This is a genomic window from Microbulbifer maximicatervae (SeqCode), assembly GCF_052468295.1.
Map to the genome: position 1 here is coordinate 2132297 of NZ_CP174340.1, position 23681 is coordinate 2155977.

21 protein-coding genes are annotated in these 23681 nt (G+C 42.9%); 8 read left to right on the forward strand and 13 right to left on the reverse strand.

The window, feature by feature from the left end; translation table 11 throughout:
- Nucleotides 1–83 precede the first annotated feature (83 nt).
- Nucleotides 84–1373: a group II intron reverse transcriptase/maturase gene (gene ltrA, locus ACJJIQ_RS09700; RefSeq protein ID WP_444925282.1), complete on the reverse strand. Its 1290-nt coding sequence runs from the start codon at nt 1371–1373 to the stop codon at nt 84–86.
- A 605-nt stretch (nt 1374–1978) separates the two neighbouring features.
- Complete coding sequence (locus tag ACJJIQ_RS09705; protein WP_444897090.1) at nt 1979–2584, reverse strand: hypothetical protein; 606 nt, start codon at nt 2582–2584, stop codon at nt 1979–1981.
- Between the two features lie 919 nt (nt 2585–3503).
- Here ACJJIQ_RS09705 and ACJJIQ_RS09710 point away from each other — a divergent pair.
- On the forward strand, nt 3504–3827 hold the full coding sequence (locus tag ACJJIQ_RS09710) for a hypothetical protein (RefSeq protein WP_445364469.1): 324 nt from the start codon (nt 3504–3506) through the stop codon (nt 3825–3827).
- A 350-nt stretch (nt 3828–4177) separates the two neighbouring features.
- On the opposite strand, the gene ACJJIQ_RS09715 is transcribed toward ACJJIQ_RS09710, so the two are convergent.
- From ACJJIQ_RS09715 to ACJJIQ_RS09725, 3 genes are all read right to left on the reverse strand, one after another.
- Nucleotides 4178–4393: a hypothetical protein gene (locus tag ACJJIQ_RS09715; protein WP_445364470.1), complete on the reverse strand. Its 216-nt coding sequence runs from the start codon at nt 4391–4393 to the stop codon at nt 4178–4180.
- 397 nt (nt 4394–4790) lie between these two features.
- Nucleotides 4791–5450 carry a hypothetical protein gene (locus ACJJIQ_RS09720; RefSeq protein ID WP_445364471.1) on the reverse strand — a complete coding sequence of 220 codons (660 nt, stop codon included), beginning with the start codon at nt 5448–5450 and terminating at the stop codon, nt 4791–4793.
- Between the two features lie 116 nt (nt 5451–5566).
- Nucleotides 5567–6157 carry a hypothetical protein gene (locus ACJJIQ_RS09725; RefSeq protein ID WP_445364472.1) on the reverse strand — a complete coding sequence of 197 codons (591 nt, stop codon included), beginning with the start codon at nt 6155–6157 and terminating at the stop codon, nt 5567–5569.
- Nucleotides 6158–6283: 126 nt separating this feature from the next.
- Between ACJJIQ_RS09725 and ACJJIQ_RS09730 the strand changes: the two genes are divergently transcribed.
- Nucleotides 6284–7234 (forward strand): IS5 family transposase, encoded by a 951-nt coding sequence (locus ACJJIQ_RS09730; RefSeq protein WP_445363962.1) that lies wholly within the window; start codon nt 6284–6286, stop codon nt 7232–7234.
- A gap of 283 nt (nt 7235–7517) precedes the next feature.
- Here ACJJIQ_RS09730 and ACJJIQ_RS09735 read toward each other — a convergent pair whose 3' ends face one another.
- Nucleotides 7518–7907, reverse strand: coding sequence for a GFA family protein (locus ACJJIQ_RS09735; protein WP_445364473.1), 390 nt, complete (start codon nt 7905–7907; stop codon nt 7518–7520).
- A 255-nt stretch (nt 7908–8162) separates the two neighbouring features.
- Here ACJJIQ_RS09735 and csrA point away from each other — a divergent pair, with 255 nt between their 5' ends.
- Nucleotides 8163–8342, forward strand: coding sequence for a carbon storage regulator CsrA (gene csrA, locus ACJJIQ_RS09740; protein ID WP_445364474.1), 180 nt, complete (start codon nt 8163–8165; stop codon nt 8340–8342).
- Nucleotides 8343–8517: 175 nt separating this feature from the next.
- Here csrA and ACJJIQ_RS09745 read toward each other — a convergent pair whose 3' ends face one another.
- Complete coding sequence (locus ACJJIQ_RS09745) at nt 8518–9153, reverse strand: hypothetical protein (RefSeq protein ID WP_445364475.1); 636 nt, start codon at nt 9151–9153, stop codon at nt 8518–8520.
- A gap of 846 nt (nt 9154–9999) precedes the next feature.
- Nucleotides 10000–11358 (reverse strand): serine hydrolase domain-containing protein, encoded by a 1359-nt coding sequence (locus ACJJIQ_RS09750; RefSeq protein ID WP_445364476.1) that lies wholly within the window; start codon nt 11356–11358, stop codon nt 10000–10002.
- A gap of 557 nt (nt 11359–11915) precedes the next feature.
- Here ACJJIQ_RS09750 and ACJJIQ_RS09755 point away from each other — a divergent pair.
- Nucleotides 11916–12797, forward strand: a complete 882-nt coding sequence (locus tag ACJJIQ_RS09755) for an SDR family oxidoreductase (protein ID WP_445364477.1) — start codon at nt 11916–11918, stop codon at nt 12795–12797.
- On the opposite strand, the gene ACJJIQ_RS09760 is transcribed toward ACJJIQ_RS09755, so the two are convergent.
- Nucleotides 12792–13697 (reverse strand): LysR family transcriptional regulator, encoded by a 906-nt coding sequence (locus ACJJIQ_RS09760; protein WP_445364478.1) that lies wholly within the window; start codon nt 13695–13697, stop codon nt 12792–12794. The genes ACJJIQ_RS09755 and ACJJIQ_RS09760 overlap by 6 nt on opposite strands.
- A 113-nt stretch (nt 13698–13810) precedes the next feature.
- Here ACJJIQ_RS09760 and ACJJIQ_RS09765 point away from each other — a divergent pair, with 113 nt between their 5' ends.
- Nucleotides 13811–14233, forward strand: coding sequence for a PACE efflux transporter (locus ACJJIQ_RS09765; protein ID WP_445364479.1), 423 nt, complete (start codon nt 13811–13813; stop codon nt 14231–14233).
- Nucleotides 14234–14878: 645 nt separating this feature from the next.
- Here ACJJIQ_RS09765 and ACJJIQ_RS09770 read toward each other — a convergent pair.
- Genes ACJJIQ_RS09770 through ACJJIQ_RS09780 form a run of 3 tightly spaced genes read right to left on the reverse strand, consistent with a single transcriptional unit; the run spans nt 14879 to nt 18302 of the window.
- Nucleotides 14879–15463, reverse strand: coding sequence for a hypothetical protein (locus tag ACJJIQ_RS09770; RefSeq protein WP_445364480.1), 585 nt, complete (start codon nt 15461–15463; stop codon nt 14879–14881).
- A 16-nt stretch (nt 15464–15479) separates the two neighbouring features.
- Nucleotides 15480–16616: a dipeptidase gene (locus tag ACJJIQ_RS09775; protein WP_445364481.1), complete on the reverse strand. Its 1137-nt coding sequence runs from the start codon at nt 16614–16616 to the stop codon at nt 15480–15482.
- A gap of 18 nt (nt 16617–16634) precedes the next feature.
- Nucleotides 16635–18302: an amidohydrolase family protein gene (locus ACJJIQ_RS09780; protein WP_445364482.1), complete on the reverse strand. Its 1668-nt coding sequence runs from the start codon at nt 18300–18302 to the stop codon at nt 16635–16637.
- 183 nt (nt 18303–18485) lie between these two features.
- Here ACJJIQ_RS09780 and ACJJIQ_RS09785 point away from each other — a divergent pair, with 183 nt between their 5' ends.
- From ACJJIQ_RS09785 to ACJJIQ_RS09795, 3 genes are all read left to right on the forward strand, one after another.
- On the forward strand, nt 18486–19391 hold the full coding sequence (locus ACJJIQ_RS09785) for a LysR family transcriptional regulator (RefSeq protein WP_445364483.1): 906 nt from the start codon (nt 18486–18488) through the stop codon (nt 19389–19391).
- Nucleotides 19363–20649, forward strand: a complete 1287-nt coding sequence (locus ACJJIQ_RS09790) for an NRAMP family divalent metal transporter (protein ID WP_444905455.1) — start codon at nt 19363–19365, stop codon at nt 20647–20649. The genes ACJJIQ_RS09785 and ACJJIQ_RS09790 overlap by 29 nt, the downstream gene beginning before the upstream one ends.
- Before the next feature lie 161 nt (nt 20650–20810).
- A protein-coding gene (locus tag ACJJIQ_RS09795) for an IS3 family transposase (RefSeq protein WP_445364378.1) occupies nt 20811–21949 on the forward strand; the annotation gives its coding sequence in 2 pieces (ribosomal slippage) (nt 20811–21060 and nt 21060–21949; 1140 coding nt in all).
- A gap of 533 nt (nt 21950–22482) precedes the next feature.
- On the opposite strand, the gene ACJJIQ_RS09800 is transcribed toward ACJJIQ_RS09795, so the two are convergent.
- Entirely contained in the window at nt 22483–23553 is a 1071-nt protein-coding gene (locus ACJJIQ_RS09800) for a hypothetical protein (RefSeq protein WP_445364484.1), read from the reverse strand.
- Nucleotides 23554–23681: the final 128 nt, after the last annotated feature.

Genomic DNA, 23681 nt, shown 5'->3' on the forward strand with positions numbered 1-23681 from the left:
AACTGCCCCCACGCAGATCCGGACGTGCGGAACTACCGCATCCGGCTCTTCAGTAATATATTCGCTCGTGTAAAGCACGAACCCTAATACCAGTCCACAAGTATACTGCGTTTGTATACTCGCGGTGGCTTTAGCCCAAAATATCCCAGCATTTCCTTTAGACCATTCCAGTTGTAACTCTTGCGCTGACTCCGCCGGTTGAGCCATTTGTGTATGCTGTGTAAAACATAGCTGTACAAACGGGACAAGCTTCGACTGTTGTCTGGTAGACCGAAGTAGTTCTGGAACCCCTGTAGCTTGCGCTTCAGTGTGGGCAGCCATTCTCTCAGACGCTCACTGCGCTTGGCTTTGATCCAGTGGTAGAGCGCTTCCATTGCGCCCTTCTGTTTCTGTGCGGCAGTCCGGCGCCTGAGCCTGGGGCGTTTGTTGACGTCCAAGCTCCAGTAGAACTCAAAACCCAGAAACTGGAACTGCCGTTTTCGGCCCGGATGGAAGCGGCTAAAGCGCTTCAGGTGCGTTTTCTCGGGGGCTAACTGCAGGCCAAACTTGTTCAGCCGTTGCGGTAGTACCCGGTAAAAGCGCTCTGCATCCGTTTTCAATTGGAAAGCCACTACATAATCATCGGCGTACCGGATTAGCATGGCTCTGCCACGCATACGCGGCTTAACTTTCTTCTCGAACCACAAATCCAGGACGTAGTGCAGATAGATGTTCGCCAGTACCGGACTGACCACACCTCCTTGCGGGGTGCCTGCTGCCGCTTTACTGAACTTACCATCTGGAGTTTGCACGCGTACTTTCAGCCACTGCTTAATCAGTGTCAGCAGGGCTTTGTCGTCGATACGAAGGGCTAGCATCCGCAGTAACCAGTCGTGATCCAGCTGATCAAAGAAGCCTTTAATATCGGCTTCAACGATGTAGCCGTAGCCTTTGAATTGCAGATTTAAGCCAAGACTGTGTACGGCTTGGTGGGCGCTTTTCCTGGGACGGTAACCGTAGCTGAAGGGCAGAAAATCCTGCTCCCAGATACTTTGCAGTAGCTGCGCTACGCTCTGCTGCACCAGTTTGTCTTCCACCGTAGGCAGCCCCAGTGGGCGCTGCTTGCCGTTGCCTTTGGGAATCAATACCCGCTTAATCGCCTGGGTGCGGTAGCGTTTGTCACACAGCCGTTGATGTAGGCATTGAATATTTTGCGGCAGTCTTTGCCGGTAAACTTCGGTAGTTACTCCGTCGATACCGGGGCGGGCCTGCTTATTGAGCTGGCCCCAGCTTTGATACAGCAGGTTGGAATTTAGCAGTCCGTATAAATTCTGAAACCTGTGTCTGGGGTGGCTCTGTGCTTTAAATGCGATGGCGTGCAAGGCGGTTGTCATAGTGTCTCCAGCCCTACTTTGTCCGGACTATGTTTCTGTTGCACACCGATATTACTGTCAGCCCCTTCGCCATGTAAGCGGCTTTCCCGCTCTCGGACTACTATGAGCTGATCCGACTTCCGAGTGGTCTTCGTTGGTTTCGCCATTAGGCTTAACGTCTCTACCTGCTCCTTCAGGAACCTGCTCGGATCTCTCAAGTTCTCAATACTTCTCTTTCTACATGCCACGGCTTAATAACCCCGCCGATCCGCAACAACCTTACCATTACGGTTGCATTGCCTGGACTTCGATGGCGTTACACATCTCGTCAATCGGAGCTCACTTTATTATCGGAGCGATACCAGCACTTCAGGATCACGATAATCCCTATGGCCTATAGAATTCTCTGTGTACGCTTCACATAGTTTGTTCACAGTTGAAAAAAAAAAGATAATTATATTTTCTTTCCCTTCTGTTCCGCCCTACGCGCAACACTCGATACAGGTGGCTGGTTAGGCCTTACCCGACAGGGACTTCCACCCTGCAAGAAGCATCAAGCTTAGCTTGACGCACTAACGCCCAAATCAGCGGAGTTTCAGTTCCGCTGTATTTTCTTATTACATGCCCTACGCCATCTCTCTTAGCAAGTGAATAGATGTATTTTTTGGCAACCCCATTGAGCTTGCCAAACCATCTATACGATTAGCCACCATGGTAATCTCTGACTCGGCCACCCCTATCGCTTCATACACAGCCTGATAATCAACCTCAATTTTTCTATCTGTGGCGGGGATGAATGGCTCGTCATCAATGCACTCAATTATTACTTTATCGCCCTTTCTAAACGCACGCGAACTTGGATGCCCCTCAATGGCTATGTAGAGATCGGATTCCGACCTCAATCGCACCCAGGACTCAAGATCAGCTATAGTCCCACAACATTGGGGAAATAATTTATTAACTCCATTTATGACTAGAGCAAAGCCGCCAAAGAAGGCGCAACAATCTTTGACTTCAAAATCTGATATATGCAGTTCAATTGCGCGCGCCAAATTGTTGTCATCAAGCTTACTTAATGAATGAAATTGATGATCAGCTGAATACCCGACCAAGTCTCGATATCCACTAACTGTAAGTAGCTCGTCTCTTGCAGTCGAGCTGCATTCTTTCCTAAGATCGTTAGCCTGATCTGATATTGGCAACTCTATTAATGCTTCTAATTTTACTTCCATATTTGTGCAATTCTGGGTACCCACTAAATTGAAAGTATAAACCGCAAGAGCTATCAGACTGAAGAGTAGACTCAAATAAAGCACCGTGGGACAGCTGGCTCTAGAGGCCTAGCTTCGCATATTCTTACTCTGGACCTACCACCTCCTCACCCACCCCATTCCTCTAAGGGCTTCACTTATCAAGCTTCTCTACCAAGGAATGCCTACACACAGCTTGAGAGCCAGCGCGAGGGGGGGAGCATTTTGACCATGAGCCAGTAAGCCGGCGAAAACCTAGAATCTGGTACGAATGTTTCTATTGAGTGTGATAAACCCGCAATAAGCTGCTTGTCCGAATGGCAAATATTATGCTTTTACAATCAATACCATCGAAATGGAATTCAAAAATAGGTAAAAAGAAGATACCTTTCAAACATCAGCTAAAAACTGTACAAGACATTACTGACCGCATATCCAGAATCTATTTAGAAGCACTGGAGTGAAAGGAGAGAGCATTCTTTAGAACTGTCATAGATCCGAATGAAGCTATTACATAAGGAAGGCTCACATGGTAGAGGCGGGATAAGTAAAGGGGTTAGGCATTGTGACGACAAATTCTCAAATTCAGATCCTATGTGGATTGAACCCCGTGACGAGCACGGTTTGTCTTTCTCTTCAACGGTTAAGCATGCTGTCTCAACAATGGGATTTCTAGGCAGATTTTAAGAAAAGAGAACTAAAGTTAACTGGGACTATTGGATTATAGAAGACAGTCAGCATATCCCTTCCGGGATGAAATTTGTATAAGCCCCTGATAACCCTGCTCATTATTTACGGGCAGTGACAGAACGTATGCAAGTTGATGAACTCGTTTTCAAACTTTGACCTATATCCGATAGAATGGCCATCATGACAGACCTACAACTGGAGGCTTATAAAAGTGCTTAAATTTAAAGAGTCTGAGTCTGATGCTAAAAGCCTCGCTTTACATTACGCTAAAGAAATGAATGATGAACTTCTTGAAGATTTTATCAATTCAAAAGTAAAAATTAATTCGAACGAAAAGGCAGCTTCATTAACAGAATCATTTTGGAAAATGACAGACTTAGCAATCAAAGATAATGAAGAGCAAAAAGTCATAGAGGGAATTACTGATATAGAGTTCTGGATGCATAAACTCTTTAACAAATTTTCTGGCTACATGCTTATTAATGGTTTTGAAGAAGTTTGGGAAAATACATCAAGCAAGATACGTGCTAATTAAAACCTGGTATTGCCTTGCTCCAATTTAAAGGAGTATAGGCTTTCCCACACCCCCTTGGTCTGTCAGTATTTTGGAAATAACTACTCTTGTACTTGGCAACTCCCATGTACTCTACTTTGTTTAGAGGCTAGAGTTTCCTAGCATGTTGACTACTTTCTTTGCATGAATTGTACCCGAAAATGCATCCCCTGGTCCGCGCCCGTTCATCGCGAAGAAATCGTTACTCGCATTTAAAATGCGACAAAAAGCAGGCAATGAGAGGAGTTTTCTATGGGAAGAGGCTCGAGCCAACCCTCCTTTATAGAGATTTGGTCTAGACGAATACCTATCAGACTATGTATTACTTTGAACTACACATCTACCTCCTTAGGAAAACCAGCCAAACCCAGCTTCTTAAAGGCTGAAGATAGATTCTCACGGCCCTTCTTCTTTAGAACCACTCGCGTCGAAACGAAGCGATTCATACCATGCATTATACCCACTTCTCCAGTACGCTTCTTCACCACCAATTGTTTGGTGACCTCACGTAGCGTAGAGATTTCTTCATCGGATAGATCTATTTTCATCTAATTCAGCCTCTTTTCAATGTATAAAACAATGAGATAGCTAGTTAAAGGTACCTAGCGCGGCATATTTCTATTCTGCCCCCACCGTTGCCGCGCCCCCATCCTTATACAAGCTTCTCCCCTAGAAATACCCACCCATAGCTTAAGCATCAGTAACAACCAAGCAAAGATAGGTACCCACGCTCTCTAATACCACTCAGTTCATTGTGAGAGATCATTGTACACATCGAAAGAGAACAAAAAATATGCAGTGGAAAGCACTAAGGACATATTCTCAAAAGAAAGAGGCCCCAACAGAGCCCCAACCTCGATAGAAGATCCGCCTTATTAGGCAACAGTATTTTACGCCGCGGTTATCGTACTAACTTATTTAAGTTGAGAATCTGGTTTCGGCGTCCTACTGATTTAACCTGTTAGCTGCATATCTCCCCGCCCATAGTGAAGTGTAAAAATATAACCACAATAAGCTGGGTAGAACCATCCAAAAGTAAGCTTCAGCAACGCACAGAGCAACGATGACCGCGGTCATACCCAGCAAGAACAAGTAAAAATAATTAGAACCCTTAATTTTCTTGAATGAAATTATTCCGCCCACTTTGAATTTTCCATTCATGGCTAGTAAGTTAAGTAATGTCCAGCCAAACAATATAATTGCCAGGAAAGGGATACTCATAAGCGGTATTCCTATCGAGTCAGCCCACCAAGGATATGAACCACGATAAAACTCAAGGAAGACATCACCAATACTCGCCCCTACGGTTAAAGTAGCCGCACAAAAACCAATTAGCGCTATTCTTCCTTTAGAAGATGGTGCATTAATTAGTTTTCCCTTTCTAAAAAGAGTAAAAATAGCTATGCCTAGTATAAGAAAAGTAAACCCGTAATCTTGATACCGGTATTTCGGAGAAAGATACTCGTTTCGTAAATTATAAAACTGATTTGACGCATTTCTACCACCTAGTTCCTGCCAATCAAGTGCCATATACTTTCTGTGATACTCTTCCTCATTGGTATATGCAGGAATAGAAAATGAGTAAGCAACACTCAATAACGACAAGATTATAATTCCAATAGATATTCGCTTCATAGTAAGTTACAATTAATATATTCTTATCCAGCTACCGCGCACTTAACGGGCCAACAGGATGTCGGTCTTAAATGCCTTAGCAAGTATTAGACACCCTCACACTTAAATTCTCTAAATTCAAACTTATTGGTTTCGAAATAAGTTTTTAAGCTAGAGATCGGTACACCGTGAGTAGGAAAATAGAATCCTCCCTCAAGTCTTACATATTTTGATTCTCGAATCTTAGGATACGTATCCTCTAGTGGTATAGCTAGCTCTCGATATTTTTCCTGATACTTTAACGGCCTTATCTGTTCATAAATAGAGCAAGGAAACCACCACAGGTCTTCCTTTTCGTACACTGGAATTGCAAGGTCGCCGTTAATAAGCTTGGCTAATGGCATACGGTGATATCTAGGTAATATATGTGAATTAGACTGGGAGCCAATAAGTATGATTTCAGGTTTGTGTGACCTGAAATCAAAGCTCTGTAGCCCAAAATGCCCTGTTGTTGCCACCTCAATTCTTTGCGGCAACTCTTCTCCAAAGATTTGATCAATAACCACATAACTAATTACTTGTGGCGGAGGATCGAGGCATATAACATTCTCCTTCGTACACTCTTCAAACTGCTGCAAGTATCTACCCTTTAAAGGAACAGCAACAATCACTGCTGGTGAAAGCTCTTCTTCTTCCACTTCAGGATATTTCTGCACTTTGGAAGCACAACCCAAAATTGAGCATTCAATGAAAATTAGGGAACCTCTGAATAATTCCAGGCTAATTTGGTAGTATTCATTTATCCGTCAAGACTACGTTAGATCATGCACCAAGTCACCTTTGCCGAAGCAGAATACAATCTAAAACGCCGCATAACTCGCCGAGAGAAGTTTCTTTCTCAGATGGATACTCTCATTCCATGGCTACGGCTAGAGGCTCGAATTGAACCTTATTATCCACAAGGTAAGCGTGGCCGACAGCCATATCTTTTGAGCGTCATGCTGCGCATTCATTGTATGCAGTTGTTTTACAATCTCAGTGATCCAGCCATGGAAGATGCACTCTATGAAATTGAGTCTATGCGCAATTTCGCCGGATTGACTTTAGTTGGTCCAATTCCCGACGAAACGACGATCCTTAACTTCCGTCACTTATTAGAGGCGAATCATCTGAGTAAGGTTCTATTCGAGGAAATCAATAAACATCTTGCTGAGAATGGCATGGCACTGCGTGAAGGCACCATTGTAGATGCCACTATTATCTCTGCGCCAACTTCAACTAAGAATAAAAAGAAAGAGCGTGATCCAGAAATGCATCAAACAAAGAAAGGCAATCAGTGGCACTTTGGAATGAAGATGCATATCGGGGTTGATGATGTGCTCGGAGTAATACACAGCGTAGATACAACAGCAGCGAATTCGCATGATGTCACAGCCACAGAGCGGGTCCTCCACGGGGAGGAAGGAAGAGTCTGGGGTGACTCCGGATACATTGGTGCGGAGAAGCGTGAAGAGTTGAAAGAGCGGGAGGTGGATTGGTACATAGCAATGAAGCCGAGCAAGCTGAAAACTCTTCCTGGGCGTAATGCACTCCGTAAAGCGGAAAAGATCAAGGCGCAGATAAGAGCGAAGGTTGAGCACCCCTTTCGCTACATTAAACGGGTATTTGGTTATAGCAAGGTCCGCTATCGGGGACTGTTAAAGAATACTGAGCGGCTGTGCTTGCTAGCAGGCTTTACTAACTTACTAATAGGGAGAAAATACTTGGCCACCTAGGGGTGGTGCGTCTGAAATCCCCCTACCGGGGATTTTAGGTAAAAAATTAGGGAGCTATTACGTGAAAATTAAGCGTTTTTTCGTAGAAAAGTGAATTTTTTAAATAATTCAGCTTAATTCTAGAAAAATAATTCATTGATCAGAGGTTCCTTAGCAGTATAAGAATTCTTTTCATGGGTTTGCCTCGTGTATTGCTCAGCTGCCATCTAAATGACGCTGCTTTGTGTTAGCTTAGCGTACAACACAAAGTGCGCGAAGTATTGTCGAATAAAGCAGCAATTTGTTAGGCAGAGCTGTTTTCATCAACCTCTTCCCAAACTGCTTTTGAATCCAAAAATAAATGCTGCTTTACTTTTAGCCTCTCAAAGCCAGTGTCAAGCAAGCTTACAGGAACGTACATAGCCTTATCATCGTTCTTCCCAGGTAAGGATGATCCACATTCTGAACAAAAACTTGTTTGCCAATCATGATTTGGCTTTATCCATGTTTTTATATGGTCTTGACCAGAACCCCACTCAAAACTTTCATTAGCAATCACCGTTACGGCTATTCCGCCTCCACCTGTAGCTTTGCGACAAATAGAGCAATGACATATATATACATCTTCAGGGATTACGCTAATTCTGAAATTTACTGATCCGCAGTTACAGGAACCATTCGCTATTTCAGTCAATTGTATCTCCTATGCGCCCAACAATTAATTCAAAAGCAACATCTATATATCACGCTTCTCTATGATTCCAAAGCGCGTCAACCCGATGATATATAAAGTCATCAGCTGGAAGCTATTCTTTAAGCTTGGTAGCCTATTTCCTATTCTGCGCTCACCTCTCCGGCGCCCCACACCACTCTTCCAACAATCATCACTTACAAAGCTTCCCTACCAAGGAATGCTCACCCACGGCTTGAGTATCGGTAGGAAGAAAACATGTTGATCCTAAAGCGCCGAACAGGCGAGAACCTGAGAATTGGAACCAATGTCTCAGTCACAGTGCTGGAAGTGAGAGGAAATCAAGTAAAGATAGGCATTCGCGCCCCCAAATCCCTTCCCGTCCATCGTGAAGAGATCTATGTGCGTATTAATAGAGAACACAAAGTAGGCAATTGAAGGCGTTGAGGATAGGCTCTCAAAGGAAGGAGGCTACCACCTGTGCAATCACTCCTGTGGTAGCCGACCTTTTGGGTGGTGAAATGTACATCTGTGGTCATCGCTCTAATGCGTTGCTCAGCCTCTACCTGAATGGGGAACTTCATGCGAACGCAAGGTAGAACTCAAGGTAAAACTAGGGGCTCTTCGTTTTATCTGCATCCACTTTCAGGGGTTGGTAGTAGACAACTTCAAACTCTTCTAGTCCTGGAATCATTTTTTTCGCAGTGTTGACGTCCCTATCCCATCTATTAGCAAGTACTACATTCTCATTAATCAATGGCTTATCCAGAGCTACGATTTCTCCTAGGTAGTTTAGCTTTCCTCCCTCCAGCTCTATTTTCATCATAATTGGGGTCTCTTCATTGCTGTCTGGGAGCGAAACAAACATCCCGCCTCCCGCGACCATTGAGTTATAACCGCGTCCACTACGACCCGATAAGTAATAAATTCCTTCAGGAACTTCCAATATATGCATAAAGCCATAGTAGCCTTTATCTAAATCACCCGTGGGTCTATATAGGCGAACTTTTTCGGCTTGAAGGAAAGCCACCTTTTCTAGCTGATTATTGTCATCAAGGCGGAGTAAATCATAGCTCACAAAAACACCCCCTATTCCTTTGTCCTTTCTTCCATGAGTTAACACTACGAGGGCGATATCGTCTGATATTTCCCCAGCTTCATTTAAATTCGGTTTATAGGTGGGGGCAGCGCAGCCTACCAACATAAAGAAAAATAGGCTTGCGACATACAAATAAACTTTATTACTCATATAGATTCTCTCTTTTTATTGGTATAGATTTATCAATTTAGAAGTACGTATTTTTAATCTACAATCTGATATTTATCCACAAAAATCACTTATTAAAACCTGCCACCACAAAATACTTGCCTGCGGCATACGTGGCAGTTGGGAATCCCTATTATCCCTCAAAGTTAAGGTCAACAATTCTGCCCCCCCACCTAATAGAGTGGCGAGAAGGACAGCATTAGCCATATGAGAGAATTGGTATTGAAACTAACAAGACGATGTAAGTTCAACAAGTTAATTCGGTTCACTAACTCCGGGGGACTAGCCCCCTATTCTGCTCCGCCACAGACCTTCTCAATCCGAAAAGCGTCACTTACCAAACTCGTCCATTAAGGAATACCACCCACGGCCTGGGAATCAACATGAAGCAAATAGGTTAACCACAAAGCATTGAAACAGCCAAACCCAAGAATTGGAACAAGTGCCCCAATCAGAGTACTGGTAGTAGAAGGCAATCGAGTAAAGATAGATACATACACTCCCAACCCTCTCTCAATCCTAGTAAGAGGATCTATATGTGCATCAAAATTGTACAAAATACAGGCTGCGGAAGGCGTTGGTTCAGATTATTCGAGAAGCGGCCCCAGGTAATTCCGAGGCTTCACATCAATACAAGGTGAGATCTTATTAGACAGCTCCTGAATATCACCATAATGTCGCTATGGAGATCTCAGGTATCATTTGCTGGGATATCTAGAACCATCACAGAATTTCTAAGACCTCCAAAGTAAACTTTCCGTTATTAAGATCTACTTTGAAATAACTACACCCTCTCTTCACTCACCTGAGAAAGGGTGTAAAAAACTACTATAGCTTGGTTGCGTGTTGTGGAGATACAGCAAGATCGCTATAAAATTTCATTAGCTGCTTACCTTCTTCATCCTCATCAATGACAATATAAGTCAATGTGTTTTCAAAATAGAAGCTATTCTCAGACATCGGAATAATTTCAAATTTTGGCCCGTCATTCCATTGATAATAAACTTTTTCATTTTCCATAGATAAGGTTCGGACGGTGCTTTCATCCACCTTGTAATCTCCCAAGAAGCTCTTAACTTTTCTTTCATTTAATTTGAATGGCTCAAACTTGGGAACGTGTATATCAAGCACTTCAGCTGCCAAAAGCTTACTAATTAAGTTTGGATTAGTGCCGCTGAAATTACTTAAAACAGCAATATATAGATCTTCTGATGGAATATAAAATGCATCGGTAGCAAAACCAGGAATACCGCCACTGTGTGCAATAATAACATGTTGGTTAATCTTTCCGATGCCTAATCCATAACCATAATTTGATACTGAGCCATCGCTTAATTTAAACGGCTCAATCATTTTTTGATAGCTAGCATTTGATACAAGCACACCATTACGAAGTGCTGTAAACCACACATTCAGATCTTCCACAGTAGACAAAAGAGCTCCTGCGGCATGAGGCCACATCATGTCAATATACATGGCATTAACTACACCACTGGGCGACATATCATAGCCATTAGCTCTATTATGAATAATCTTAGATCCACCATAGTGACTAGATTTCATACCGATTTTCTTAAAAATATTTTCATTGATAAAATCAGCATATGACTGCCCACTAGCAACTTCGATGATTTTCCCCAGAAGAACGTAGCCCGTATTCGAATAACGCATTTGCTCGCCTGGTTTAAACTTCATTGGGTGCTTGGAAAACCGAATCAACATATCATCTATGGTGGTCGGCACCTGTATTTCTTTAGCAAAAATCTCCTCATCTTCAGTATAATTTGCAATACCAGAAGTATGAGTCAATAGGTGCTCAATAGTTACATCATTACCTTCGGTTGGAAAATCCGGTACATATTTGTGAATATTATCCTTTAATGAAAGTTTATTTTGCTCTTGCAGTATCATTATTGCTGCTGCAGTAAACTGCTTAGTTAAAGACCCCAAGCGAAAAATACTGTTAGTTGTTAAAGGTATATTGTGCTCTAAGTTTGCAAGGCCACGAGCCCCCTTGAAAACCACTCGTCCATCTTTACTAACAATAACGGCCACGCCAGGCTCATCTATATCAATATTTTCTGCCAAAATAGTTTCATAATTTTTTTGTTCAACTTCCAACATATCTGCAAATGATACATTTAAACTAAAAGCTGACAGAACCACACCGAATATTAACTTTTTCATGTTACCTCTTATTTTTTTCGATTTTTTGGAGAATAGTCGCACAAGGGCGTCTCTCAACTATTGAATATATCACTAATTCAGACCTCTGTTTAAAGACTCACATGCTTTCCTTTTAGAGATTTGAAAATCATTAGTTGACTTATCCAACATTATCAACTTTACAGGTGTGGCTTCTGAAGGACAAAAAGGAGTAGCCGAAGGGTATTTCTATCCCTAGACTAAAAATTGATACTAGAGTCTTACTTATCGTGATAATTCTGAATACTCACCAAATGGAGAAGCGAATAAGACTTTAGTGCTCATAGAAGTAAACTGTCATCAATACCTTAAAAACGGAGCAAAATCGACAATTCTTTGAGCATCTTAAGTTATGCCTCCCACCCATAACCCCTTGTCATCTATCGAGGAGACATCTACGTGCGCATCAAACATGAACAAAAAGTAGGACTAGAGAGCCTTGCTGTAGTATCTGTTTGATAGATGGTACATAACTGTAAGAGTTTCTATCTCTTGGGCAAAGTATGGGCTACCTCATTCATTGCTTTAAAGGTTGAACCATGCAGAAAACTATTACGATTATTGGCGCCACAGGCCATTTAGGTCGTCAGGTAGCACAAAAACTGGATCATAAAGGTGTAAAGGTAACTGCGATCGTGAGGGACGCGGTTAGTGCTCGCACTATCCTCCCAGAGAGTATCCAGCTTGTCGAAGCAGATATCTCGGATAAAGAGAGCCTGGTGTCTGCACTAGTTGGTACCAAAACACTTTATATCACCCTGAATACCACGTCACTCGACCCGACTTTACCCTTTCATAGTGAGCGTGAAGGTGTGATTAATATCGTGGAGGCTGCAAAGGTCAATGGTGTGCAACACATCATGCAGATTGCTGGTATTGATTATCTCCACCCAGAGTTTGCGGACAAGGGACTTGAGTACAAAACCAATGTAATCCGTAAGCCAGGGATAGAGGCCATTAAAAGTTCGGGCATTGATTTCACATTCTTCTTCTGTTCATTCTTCCTGGATTCTTTCCCCACATTCATCGAGAACGGCCAATTTTCTATCATCGGCGATCATGTCCACCCTATCTACTACACCAATACAACAGATCTGGCAGAGATGATCGGTAATGCTATCGGGAATGAGATGGCCTACAACCAGAGTTTTTCAGTTCAGGGTACTGAGGGGATGTCTTTACCAGAGGCGGCCAGAACATTTGTAGAGGCATACTCTCCGGGAACAGAAATTGCCGTTCGCCCTATCGCGGCCATTGCAGAAATGGGCCTGCCCGAGGAGCAGGCAGTATTTATGGAACATATGCTGACTTACGTAGAACAGCTAAAGGAGCAACCAGTGAGTCAAAAAACTTGGCAGGTGTTAGGTAAGCCAGATACAACTATCACAGATTTTGCCCGAGGTCTGTCAAACGCTTCATAGCGACTGATCCTTGTTCAGTATTGCGTCCTCTGTGCTCAACCGCTTCATCAAGTCAGTGGCAGCGGGACCCAGTGGACGCTTACTGGACCAGATAATATCTACACCGTGTGACAACTCTTTCTCCTGCTCAAATACTAGCGGGAGCTGTATCAGTTTTTTCGCCGCTATCCCTTTCGCAACCACGTGTAGTGGCAATACTGCCCAGCCCAAATTGGCGTTGACAAGGTCAAGTGCATCATCGACACGTGACACACTCCACACGTCGGGAGACACGAGCCAGCGAGTTTGGCTGGATATCTCAAACTCCTGCAATAAGATTTGCCGGTACTGTTTCAGGTCTTCCCAGGTAACTTCAGTAAGTTGTGCTATCGGGTGCTCAGCACAGGCGACGCCAGTGAGCTTCAGATGGCCCAGGGCTCTGAAATCGTACCCAGTGGGCACATCTTCTTGCTGCGTAATAATCCCGAGTTGGGCAACCTCCCGTTCGACCCAGGTCTGTACATCCTGAACACTTCCCGCTCTGAGCGTAATTTGAACATTTGGATATTTGGTCTGAAACTCTTGAAAGAGTCCACCCAGGTTTTTAATCCGCACATGCTGGGCAATAGCTAACGTCAACCGGGCCTCGACATCCAGAGACAACCCCTGTGCGATCGCCATCAAACGCTCGCGTTGCTCGATAAGATTCCGTGCGCGTTCCAGCAGTGACTCACCTGCGTCCGTCAATCGCGGGTATCGTTGACTTCGATCAAATAGATTGACTCCCAAGTCAACCTCCAGATTCGATACCAGTGAGCTGATTACCGACTGTGCCTTTCCACATTTACGTGCAGCCGCTGAGAACGAGCCAGCCTGCTCGGTTGCTACAAATGCTTCCAGTTGCTCAATAGAAACTGCCACGCGCCCAACCTATCTGTTTAAGGTATAGTATCTAACTTATCCCACCTAAAATAACTATATATCATTCAGGCATATTTTCTCAACCAGAGTGAGTATGGCTGATGACTAAATCATTGAAGAATCGTTTATTCCATGCGGTTTCCTACGAGTTTTTTCTGCTGCTGACAGGTGGCTTACTGGTGGTGCCAGTGTTTGATCTGGAGGTACACCAATCGCTAGTACTTGCGGCTGGACTATCACTGTTTGCGCTGGTCTGGAATATGGTTTTCAATCAAGCTTTTGACTGGTACTTATTGAATATACGTAAAAACCCGGAGAAGACATTTATCGTTAGAGCCATGCATGCGTTATTGTTTGAAGGGGGTATGTTGGTACTGACGTTGCCAGTAATCGCCTGGGGCTTTAATCTGACTATCCTAGAAGCATTTATGCTTGAGATAGTCATGGTGATTTATATCGTGATATATACCTATGTATTCAACTATTGCTTCGATAAGCTGCATAGCTCGTTTCAAGTTACTGAACACAAACGTTAAAGGTCTTCCCCACTTTCTATTTTAGATGAAATGCAGGACCAGTTAAGATACACATCGCCGGAATCACCCGATGGGGGCAGAGATACATGCTTTTACTATGTGCTTAGCTCAATACCGATACATCTTAAATTTGTTAGCAGTTCTTTATATTGATCGGACTTGGAAGATAAGTATCGTAACTTACGATGCCTTTTAACTTCCCAATTACCAATGACAGAGTCAGTTTTTGTACCGGATGCCGATGGTTCATCATCGAAACCAAACTCAAATCCACAGCTACATATCTGAAAAGAGCCACTACCATCCTCTAAGTAAGCAGGAGATCCTAACTCAGGACTACCACATACAGGACAATGCCAATATCCATTAACTCTTTAACAAACTTTCTGGCTATATGCTTATTAATGGTTTTGAAGATGCCTGGGAAAGCATACGTGCCTACTAAAACTAAGCATATCGATTGGATATGACCTCTTTTTAAGTGAAGTGGTTCAGGATTGATCTGACAGTTAACAGAAATTCTGGACACTCACCTAATGTAGCAGGCACAGGACTGATACTTATTCAAACAGATTGATTTAGGACTTGTGATAATTTTAAGTTGAATGGTAAGGCTTCCGAGTTGAGAGCAACTGGATTCTATCACTAACAGTTTTTGGGTTTTATCGACTGGAGTTCCACCCATACGGGGTGAGAGGAATTTTGTGGAGAAACAATAAAGTACCAACGAAGCTCATCAGTTTTTTCACAGTTAACTTGATTCCCTTTAAAGTAGAGGGTCTGCTCTTTTTTGGTTACAAATGGCTCAATCCACTTTATCTGACCAGTATACTTGCCATCATCCCACTCAATTGTAATAGCCGGCTCATATTCTTTGCCTTGAGTGACGGCCTTGTACAACCCCCTATAGTAGGAGGCTATAAAATCCTGGATTTCGACCTTCCCAAAAACTTGGTTCTTCTCTGGCTTGTGAGTCCATGAAAAAGCATAACTAAAGAAATCCGCTTTTTCTTGTTTATACATGCCAGGCAAAAACACAAGCTCTTCAACACCATTCAAGGTAATATCCGAAGCAAATTCGATCGGGAAAGGAATCACTTCAGTCTTTGAACTCTTTGGGAATTCGGAATAAGTACTAAGTCCTTCAGCAAAAAGCAAAGGTGAAAAGAGGAGAGTAACACAAGCAACCAATCGAACTAGAACGCCATCAAGCCTTAGATAATTATCCATTTAATCTTACTTTCCTTTAATTCCATACCGAAGCAAAAACACGCAACCAGTTTTTACCAATTATTTTTTCTACCACTCGATCAGGAATTCCTTTTTGGCTTAACCTATAGGCAATAAGCTCCATCCGCATCTCGGAGTTCAGTTCAGGAATAAACGGTGGACGATTTGGTGTTTCTCCGGGCGCGGAAATTCCAGCCGCAATACGACGCTCAACTTCCTTACGGATACTTTCTCGATACTCAGGGCCATCATTGACCGGTACTACGCCTTGGTCACTACCTATTGCAATATGATCTTCACCACATACTTTATAGGCATGCAGTATATGTTCTATCACCACATCGGCCTTTATTTCATGCTCCCCACCCTCCAAAAATGGCATTAAATAGATTCCAACCAAGCCACCGGTGTCTGCTGCAGCTTTTAATTCGGTATCGTCATTATTTCTAGGGTGGTAATAAATTGCGTTGCAGCCAGTATGAGAGATCACAATCGGTCTTTTTGATTGACTGATTGCACTAGACACTGTCTTCTTTCCAGAATGCGAGAGGTCGATCAAAACCTTCTCCGCCTCCATGATCTCTATGGCTTTCTTGCCAAGGGAAGTTATCCCTGAATCTTCCTTTACGAGACCGCCGCTGCCAAGGATAGAGGGCCCATTGTAGGATACCTGCATTATCTTGACGCCCATTTTGGCGAATTCTGAAATACCTGAAAGTGACTCATCAAACATTTCAGTTGATTGGAAACCCATTATGATACCGAGCTTACTCTCCTGCTTCGCTTTCAGGATATCTGATGCAGAATGAATTAAGCTCAAGTAGTTTGAGTTCTGCTCGATGATAGATTTGGTTTTTTCAACCTTCTTTAAAGTCTCTGTGTAGTCATCACCTGGATAGGGGACTGTCATATTCAAGGCACTAATCCCCGAGTTCTTGAATATTCCCAGGACTTCTTCAGAGACTGGCTCCCTGAGTGAGAATGCTCCGCTGAGGCCATCAATTACAATCGATGAACTGTATGGATTCCACGTTGCTTTACCTGCGTTAACCCCGGAAAAGGCATTTAATATACCCGAGTTAATAGCCAAGTATGAACCAACACTACCTGATACTAGAGATTTAATCAGTGCTCTTCTATTTATATCGTTCATAAGTCCCCTACTCCAGAATTAATCAGCGCTTCGTGAAGCTATACACTCCACCTCAGCTTTGGCATCAAGTGCCAGGCCGCTCGCAGCAAAAGCACTCCTCGCAGGTTTCTTTCCGTTGAAGTACTGGAGGTAGACTTCGTTCGCCGCAGGCCAATCATCAATATCAGCGAGCATCAAAGTACACTTAACCACATCGTCAAAATCCAGGTTTTTGCTTTCGAGAACTTGGCCAATATTCTTCATTGTTTGATGCATCTGAGCTTCCAGACTTTCACCTGCCATGGTTAAAGTTGAAGGATGATTACCGATCTGCCCAGATAACCAAATGGTTCCATTCACTTCACGTGAAGAGGAGAAAGGCAACTGTGGATCGTCGCCAATAAAAATAAAGCGACCGTTCTTAACCACATGAGCTATCGACTGGCTATTTTCGATATTCTTTTCTGGACTTTCTGAAAGTACAACAATATTTGCTTTCTTTCCCTCTTCAATACTACCAACAGAACCTTCTATCCCTATCACTTTCGCTGCATTTATAGTTGCAGCTTGAATTGCCTCAAGAGGTGTCATACCAATTTCATCTACGAGCAGCTTAAGCTCATGATGAATCATCGGTGTAGTGTCATTTTCAAGGTCACTAAATGCATCCGTGCCAGCAGCAATAGTGATGCCGTTTTGATAGGCAAATTGTGTCATTTGTGTACTGAGCTGATCAAGTTTCCTGTACTTTTCGTTTAAGGTATTCCTTCTTTCAAATACTGTAAGCGTCGCATCTAAAATTGTACCTTTCTCTTTCATTGCATCAAAAAGGTCTAAATAGCTATCCTTTTGCAGCATTTTTTCCCAGGTTGAATCATCGAACTCAGCAGTTTTTCTGCGCCACGCCTTGAAGTTATCAACTAGCTGAGCAGACATATCTGAGGCATGTGAAATAGTCTCAACACCAGCATTGACAATATCCAAAGGTTTGGAGGGGCCTATATAAGCATGCGACCAGACTTTTAAACCATGTTTCTTGGCTGCACTTGCGAGTAATGGCACCGTCTCGGCCTCAACATCAGCATATATCTTGATGCCTGTTGCACCAGCGCCTATGGCCTGGAGCATTATTGAATCCATATCTGAATTTTGATCTACCGCTCTCATCCATGTTGTGTGACCTGGAGTACGCCCTTTAGCTGAGGCAATGGTTCTCGGGTCCGAGAAGAAGGATTCTCCACCAATAATGACTGAAAAGTAGATGTCTGGCGAAGCGATGGAGTCGACCTCTGCTTGACGTTTTAAGTAGGCCAATGCTCGTGCATCACCGCCCATATCTCTCACAGATGTGACACCACCACGAAGCAGGTATCGAAGTCGCTCAGTAGTGATAGACAACTTATCCCAGCTATCCGGATCTGTCGCATGGTGGACATGCGCATCTATCAAGCCGGGGATTACAAACTTCCCTTTTAAATCGACAACACTGGCCCCCCTCACCTTGGAGATATTTTTCGTTGAAGAAATTCTCTTTATCTTATCGCCTTCGATAAGAATCGACTGGTTTTCATCAACTTTAAGCGCTTTAACGTCCACTATATTGGCGTTAATGAGCAAAACTTGCTCTAGCTTTCCATCCTCTGCTGATACAACGCCGCTGGTAGCAATGTGTAGAACCGCCAGAATAAAAATTTGTTTTATTTTCATGTACTTATCTAATGTGAGACCGTGGGACTTTTAATCTACTAGCAAAATTTTGCGTCATTTAGGATGCACTTTAAATGTAATTTAGGTTTATAGTGTATAAACTATTTGTTTATTATGTTTGTCTGTATACTCCAGCTAATGCCCACCGTAAGAAGAGAAGCGGATTAGCCATCAGGGGAGTCAATGAACAAGTTACACGCCCTTGAGGCATACTGTTTAGTGTGCGAAAAGCAAAATTTTGCAGCTACTGCTCGCGAGCTCGGCATTTCAGCAGCAATGGTCGGTAAGTACATTAAGCAGTTAGAAGAGGAGCTGGGCTGCCTATTGGTGATGCGCAATACACGCAAAGTATCCATAACCGAAGCGGGCGAAAATTACTATAAACAGGTTTCACCAATACTAAAAAAACTCCACTCCGTCGACCAGGCGATGTCAGAATACAATCAAGAGCCTAGAGGCAGACTATCGATATCGACTAGCATAGAGCTAGGCAGTCAATATTTTTCAGGATTGATTGCCAATTACCGTAGTCTATACCCTCAGGTATTCTTGGATTTTCATCTCAGCAATGACCCACTCGATTTACTCGACAATAAAATCGATCTCGTTTTTAGAATCGCACCAGAATTGCCAGACTCTAGCTATATCGTCCAATCTATCGCAAAAACTAAGCTAGCACTCTGGGCAAGTGACTCTTACATAGAGAAGAATGGGCTCCCTGAAAGCATAGAGTCATTAAAGAAGCATCAATTACTCTTCTTTAACCACAGTATTCGAGGGGATCATTGGCTATTTCAAGACAAAAAAGAAACAAAAAAAATAAAACTTCCCTGGGCCTGGCAATCTAACAATGGGAGGCTATTAAATGAGGCGGCTGCTGAAGGACAAGGAATAATCCAAGCCCCTTTTTACTCTGTCAAATCTTATGTCGACTCTGGCCATCTCACTGAGATTCTACCTAGATTCACAATAAAGCCACTAACTATTTTTGCGCTCTACCCTCATCGCTGCGAACTTTCCCTGAAGGTTAAAACCTTTATCGATGTGGCTAAGAGCTATTTTGAGCAAAATCATTCCGAGCAGTTCTGATTCAATGGATGTATTCAAACGTACTTTCTCAAATCTAGGCCCTGGTATCATTTGGGCTGCAAGCAGTATTGGCGTATCTCATATCGTGCAGTCAACTCGCGCAGGTGCAGATTACGCTTTCGCTTTGATTGGTTTTATTTTCCTGGCTCATTTAGTCAAATACCCTTTTTTCAAAATCGGTCCAGAGTACGCTGCTGTCACCGGCGAGAGTTTATTGGAAGGCTATAAAAAACACAGTCGACTTGGTTTTTATAGTTATATGGCTCTGACATTTCTAACAATGTTCTTTGTTCAAGCTGCGGTTACGATTGTCACAGCTGCTTTAGCTCTCAACTTATTTGGCGATATCTTAAATGTTTCAGAGTGGTCTGCCATCATTTTGGTCATTACATGTGCAATATTGATTGCTGGCCAATTTAAATGGCTGAATGAAAGCTTAAAGTGGATGGTCCTCATTCTGGCTATTGCCAGCTTGATCACTCTCATTGCCGCAATAAGTCAATATGGGCTTCTTCCCTCTAAATCCTATTTAACAGCTGATATAGCACCAGCTGTGAGCATCGCATTTGTTGTCGCCTTAGTCGGCTGGATGCCAACTTCAATTGAAGTTTCTGTTTGGCACTCTATTTGGTCGGAGCGAAGGATAAAGGAGAGACCGGATAGAGGCTTTGCCAAGAAATCTCTCGTATTTGACTTTAAGGTTGGTTATTTCACCAGCTTGATATTAGCTATTGTATTTGTATGGCTAGGCGCATTAGTAATGTTTGGGAAAGATATTGAACTATCTCAATCTGCAGGCATATTTGCTGGTCAGCTAATCAATATTTATACCGAATCTCTAGGTGACTGGAGCCATTTAACAATCAGTATTATCTGCTTTATTGCGCTTTTCTCAACTACCTTTGCAGTCTCCGATGGGTTTCCTCAAGTTTGGCGAAGTGCCTTGAGGTCATCGAGTAGTATTAAGATTCCCGAAAATAGAGTCTACGTATCCACTCTTATTATACTAAGCCTCATAAGCTGGTTTATTATTTCCCTATTTGCCAACCAGCTAAAGAACTTAATCGACTTTGTAACTACTCTATCTTTCGTTTGTGCTCCAATCTTTGCTTTACTCAACATTCTTGTTATGAACGGGAAATGGGTACCAAGAGAACATCACTTAAAGGGATGGTACCTAGTTTACACTTATGCCTGCCTATGCCTAATGATAGGTTTTAGCTTTTACTTTATTTATTGGCGCTTCTTGAGTAACTAACTATTCCTTTGCAACATCGGCCGGCTTGAAAAGTCTATAGATAATAAGCTCAGGGATGAGCGCAACATATAAGGTCATCTAAGCGTTAAACATCAATCTGTAGTGGTCTAATCCTTCCGGACACTTCGCTAAGATGGTAAAACTACCAAGCGAGGTGAAGTATGACAACAAAAGGTACACGCCGGTATTTCAAGCCGGAATTTAAGAAAGACGCCGTAGCGCTAGTCTCTGAGCAAGGGTATTCAATTTCTAAAGCAGCAGAGGCTGTAGGAACAACAGCCAATAACCTGCGACGCTGGATAAAGGAACTGAAGCAGGAAGAAGACGGTGTAAGGTTGGATGTAGGTGAGCGCGCAGAATTAGAGCGATTACGACGTGAAAATAAGCAGTTGCGGATGGAGAAAGAAATCCTAAAAAAGGCCAGCGCCTTCTTTGCGAAAGAAATGAAATAAAGTACAGCTTTATTGAAAAACAGCAAGGCAGCTTTCCTGTTAGGGTGCTCTGCCGGGTAATGCAGGTAAGTAAGACTGGCTATTACGATTGGTGTTGCCGTGGTAGTAGCTCAATAGATGCTCAAACATGGCAACTATGCCATCGTTTGAAGGCCCTATTTGCAGAATCTAGACAGAGCCTCGGAAGTCGTCGGTTAATGAAGCTGTTACGTAAAGAAGGTTTTGAAGTCGGGCGCTATCGAGTCCGCAAGCTCATGAAAAAGCTAGGCTTGGCAGTAAAGCGTAAGAAGCGATTTACAATAACGACAGACAGTAAACATCACCTACCGGTCGCAGAGAACCTTCTGAATAGGGAGTTCTCACCGAGTGCTAAAAATCAAGTTTGGACGACTGATATTACATATATTTGGACTTCGCAGGGCTGGTTGTACTTGGCGGTAGTGATTGATCTCTATTCGCGCCGGATTATTGGTTGGCATCTAGATCGGAAGATGGAAACGGCCCTGGTAACTCGTGCGTTGATGATGGCTGTCAATTTGCGTTCGCCTCCAAAAGGTCTCCTGCATCACTCTGATCGTGGCAGTCAGTATGCCAGCCATACCTACCAAACGTTATTGAGTCAGCATGGGATGGTGTGTTCAATGAGCCGTAAGGGAAATTGTTGGGACAACGCACCGACTGAACGTTTCTTCAGCAGCCTGAAGCGGGAGTGGGTAACAGGAAACCTTTATCCGACAAGGGAGGATGCGGTAGCGGATGTAAGAGCCTATATTGCTTATTACAACTCACGCAGAATACACACAACACTGGGAGACCTAGCCCCTATCGAATTTGAGAAATGTGCTTGAAGAAGTGTCCGGTTGGAGTTGACCACAACAATCCCTCTTCATCTTAAGCTAGTCCCATTCAACATAAAGAACTCTGAAAAGGATTCCCATGATCATTTTTCAGCCATTGCGCACTCTTAGGTAGGCTTAAACTCAACTGATAAAGCTTATAATGATCACTTCTTCAACTCCAAAACTAGCCTAACCGAGCTTCTCTAAATGCTCGTGAAGCACCAAATTGTCATAGGAAGGTTGGCGCCCAGACTTCCCTATTCTCCACCACTACGGCCGTTCCCTAACCGTAATGTAACCCTTATCGAATTTGAGAAATGTGTTTAAACAGGTGTCCGATGGGACTTGATCATAATAGTTCTCAACCCTTCTCCCACTACGGAACTTCGACCCACAGGTAGTAACGTCTTTCAAAAAACTCATAAAAAACCTATTTTCAGAGTGACACACATCAAGATGTGTATCCACAAAGATATAGAGACCTACCAAGAAGCTGTTTGCGGAGCGTAGCTCAATCTGAGAGCCCGCAGGGACTTAACTTGTTATTCGTGATGGATCAAAGGTTGACGAAGATACTCCGTGCAAATTCTTGACACAATTTCTATTTTATCCCCCAAAGGATAGCTATTATGTAAAGGTCTATGCTGAATACGTTTGTCGATAAAATTAGAAACTTCATCAATAGAAGCTCTATGACCCTCATTCTCCCCTTTACCTGGAGCTGTATATCCCGAATCACTCCACATTCTCATCACATACTTTGCATCTTTAACTTGCTTAGAAGAGAAACACAAAATAGGCTTTTCTTTAGCTACAGGCTGCGTCTGAAATTGAACAAGGCGTTCAGACAAATCAGAAGTGAGATGCAAATCTAAAGAATCTACAATACGTTGTGCAAAGCTAATGTAATTTTTCCATGATACGCGCTGATTTATTCTGTATGCATTACCGGCATTCGAAGCTGATCGTGTAATATTAAACTTAAAACTTAAAAAATGCTTATCTGTCAACGGGGTATACCAGCTAAGCTTGTCAAACTTTCTTCGCAAGGGCTGACTTTCAAAGTACAACCAACACTTATTGGCCTGCTTGATCCACTGACAATTAACAGGTCCCAAATAGTTAGGCCAACGATACTGGGTTAAATCAAATGGATCATCCTTTAATCCTTTATGGAAATCATGGAGATCTTCTAACTCGTACTTACGATAAACTTCTTTTGCCAATACCCTTGCATCAAACAAACTCTTATTTACAGGCAGATCTTCAACTGAATTGACATCTACAATCAGCTTAATATTACCATTGTACCCTCCTATAATAGGCACGCCCTTAAATCCCCAACAACTAGAGAAAATCCTTAAATATGTTACACCTGGAAACTTGATTTTATCATCTAAATTCTTACTCGATCGGTATGAAATTGGGCGAAAATTCTCAGCCGCAAAAATATCAAATTCGTCAGGTTCTACTTCCCACTTTTGAATAGAGGAAAATGGATCTGCTGGAGGAGGCACTATAAAAGAAAGCTTAGAGCCGGATAAAGTTTTCTCTATCTTTCTCGCACTACGGAAGCTTGGCCCATGAGGGAAAACATCTTTCAAAAAATTCATATGAAACTAATCTTCAAAGCAATGCGATCAAGGCAAGATATTGCAATAATAGAGCAGCTCATCTACGGAGTATTACCCCGCAGAATACAACTTGGAACCTAAAGAAGTGTTATAATGGCTTACAAAAG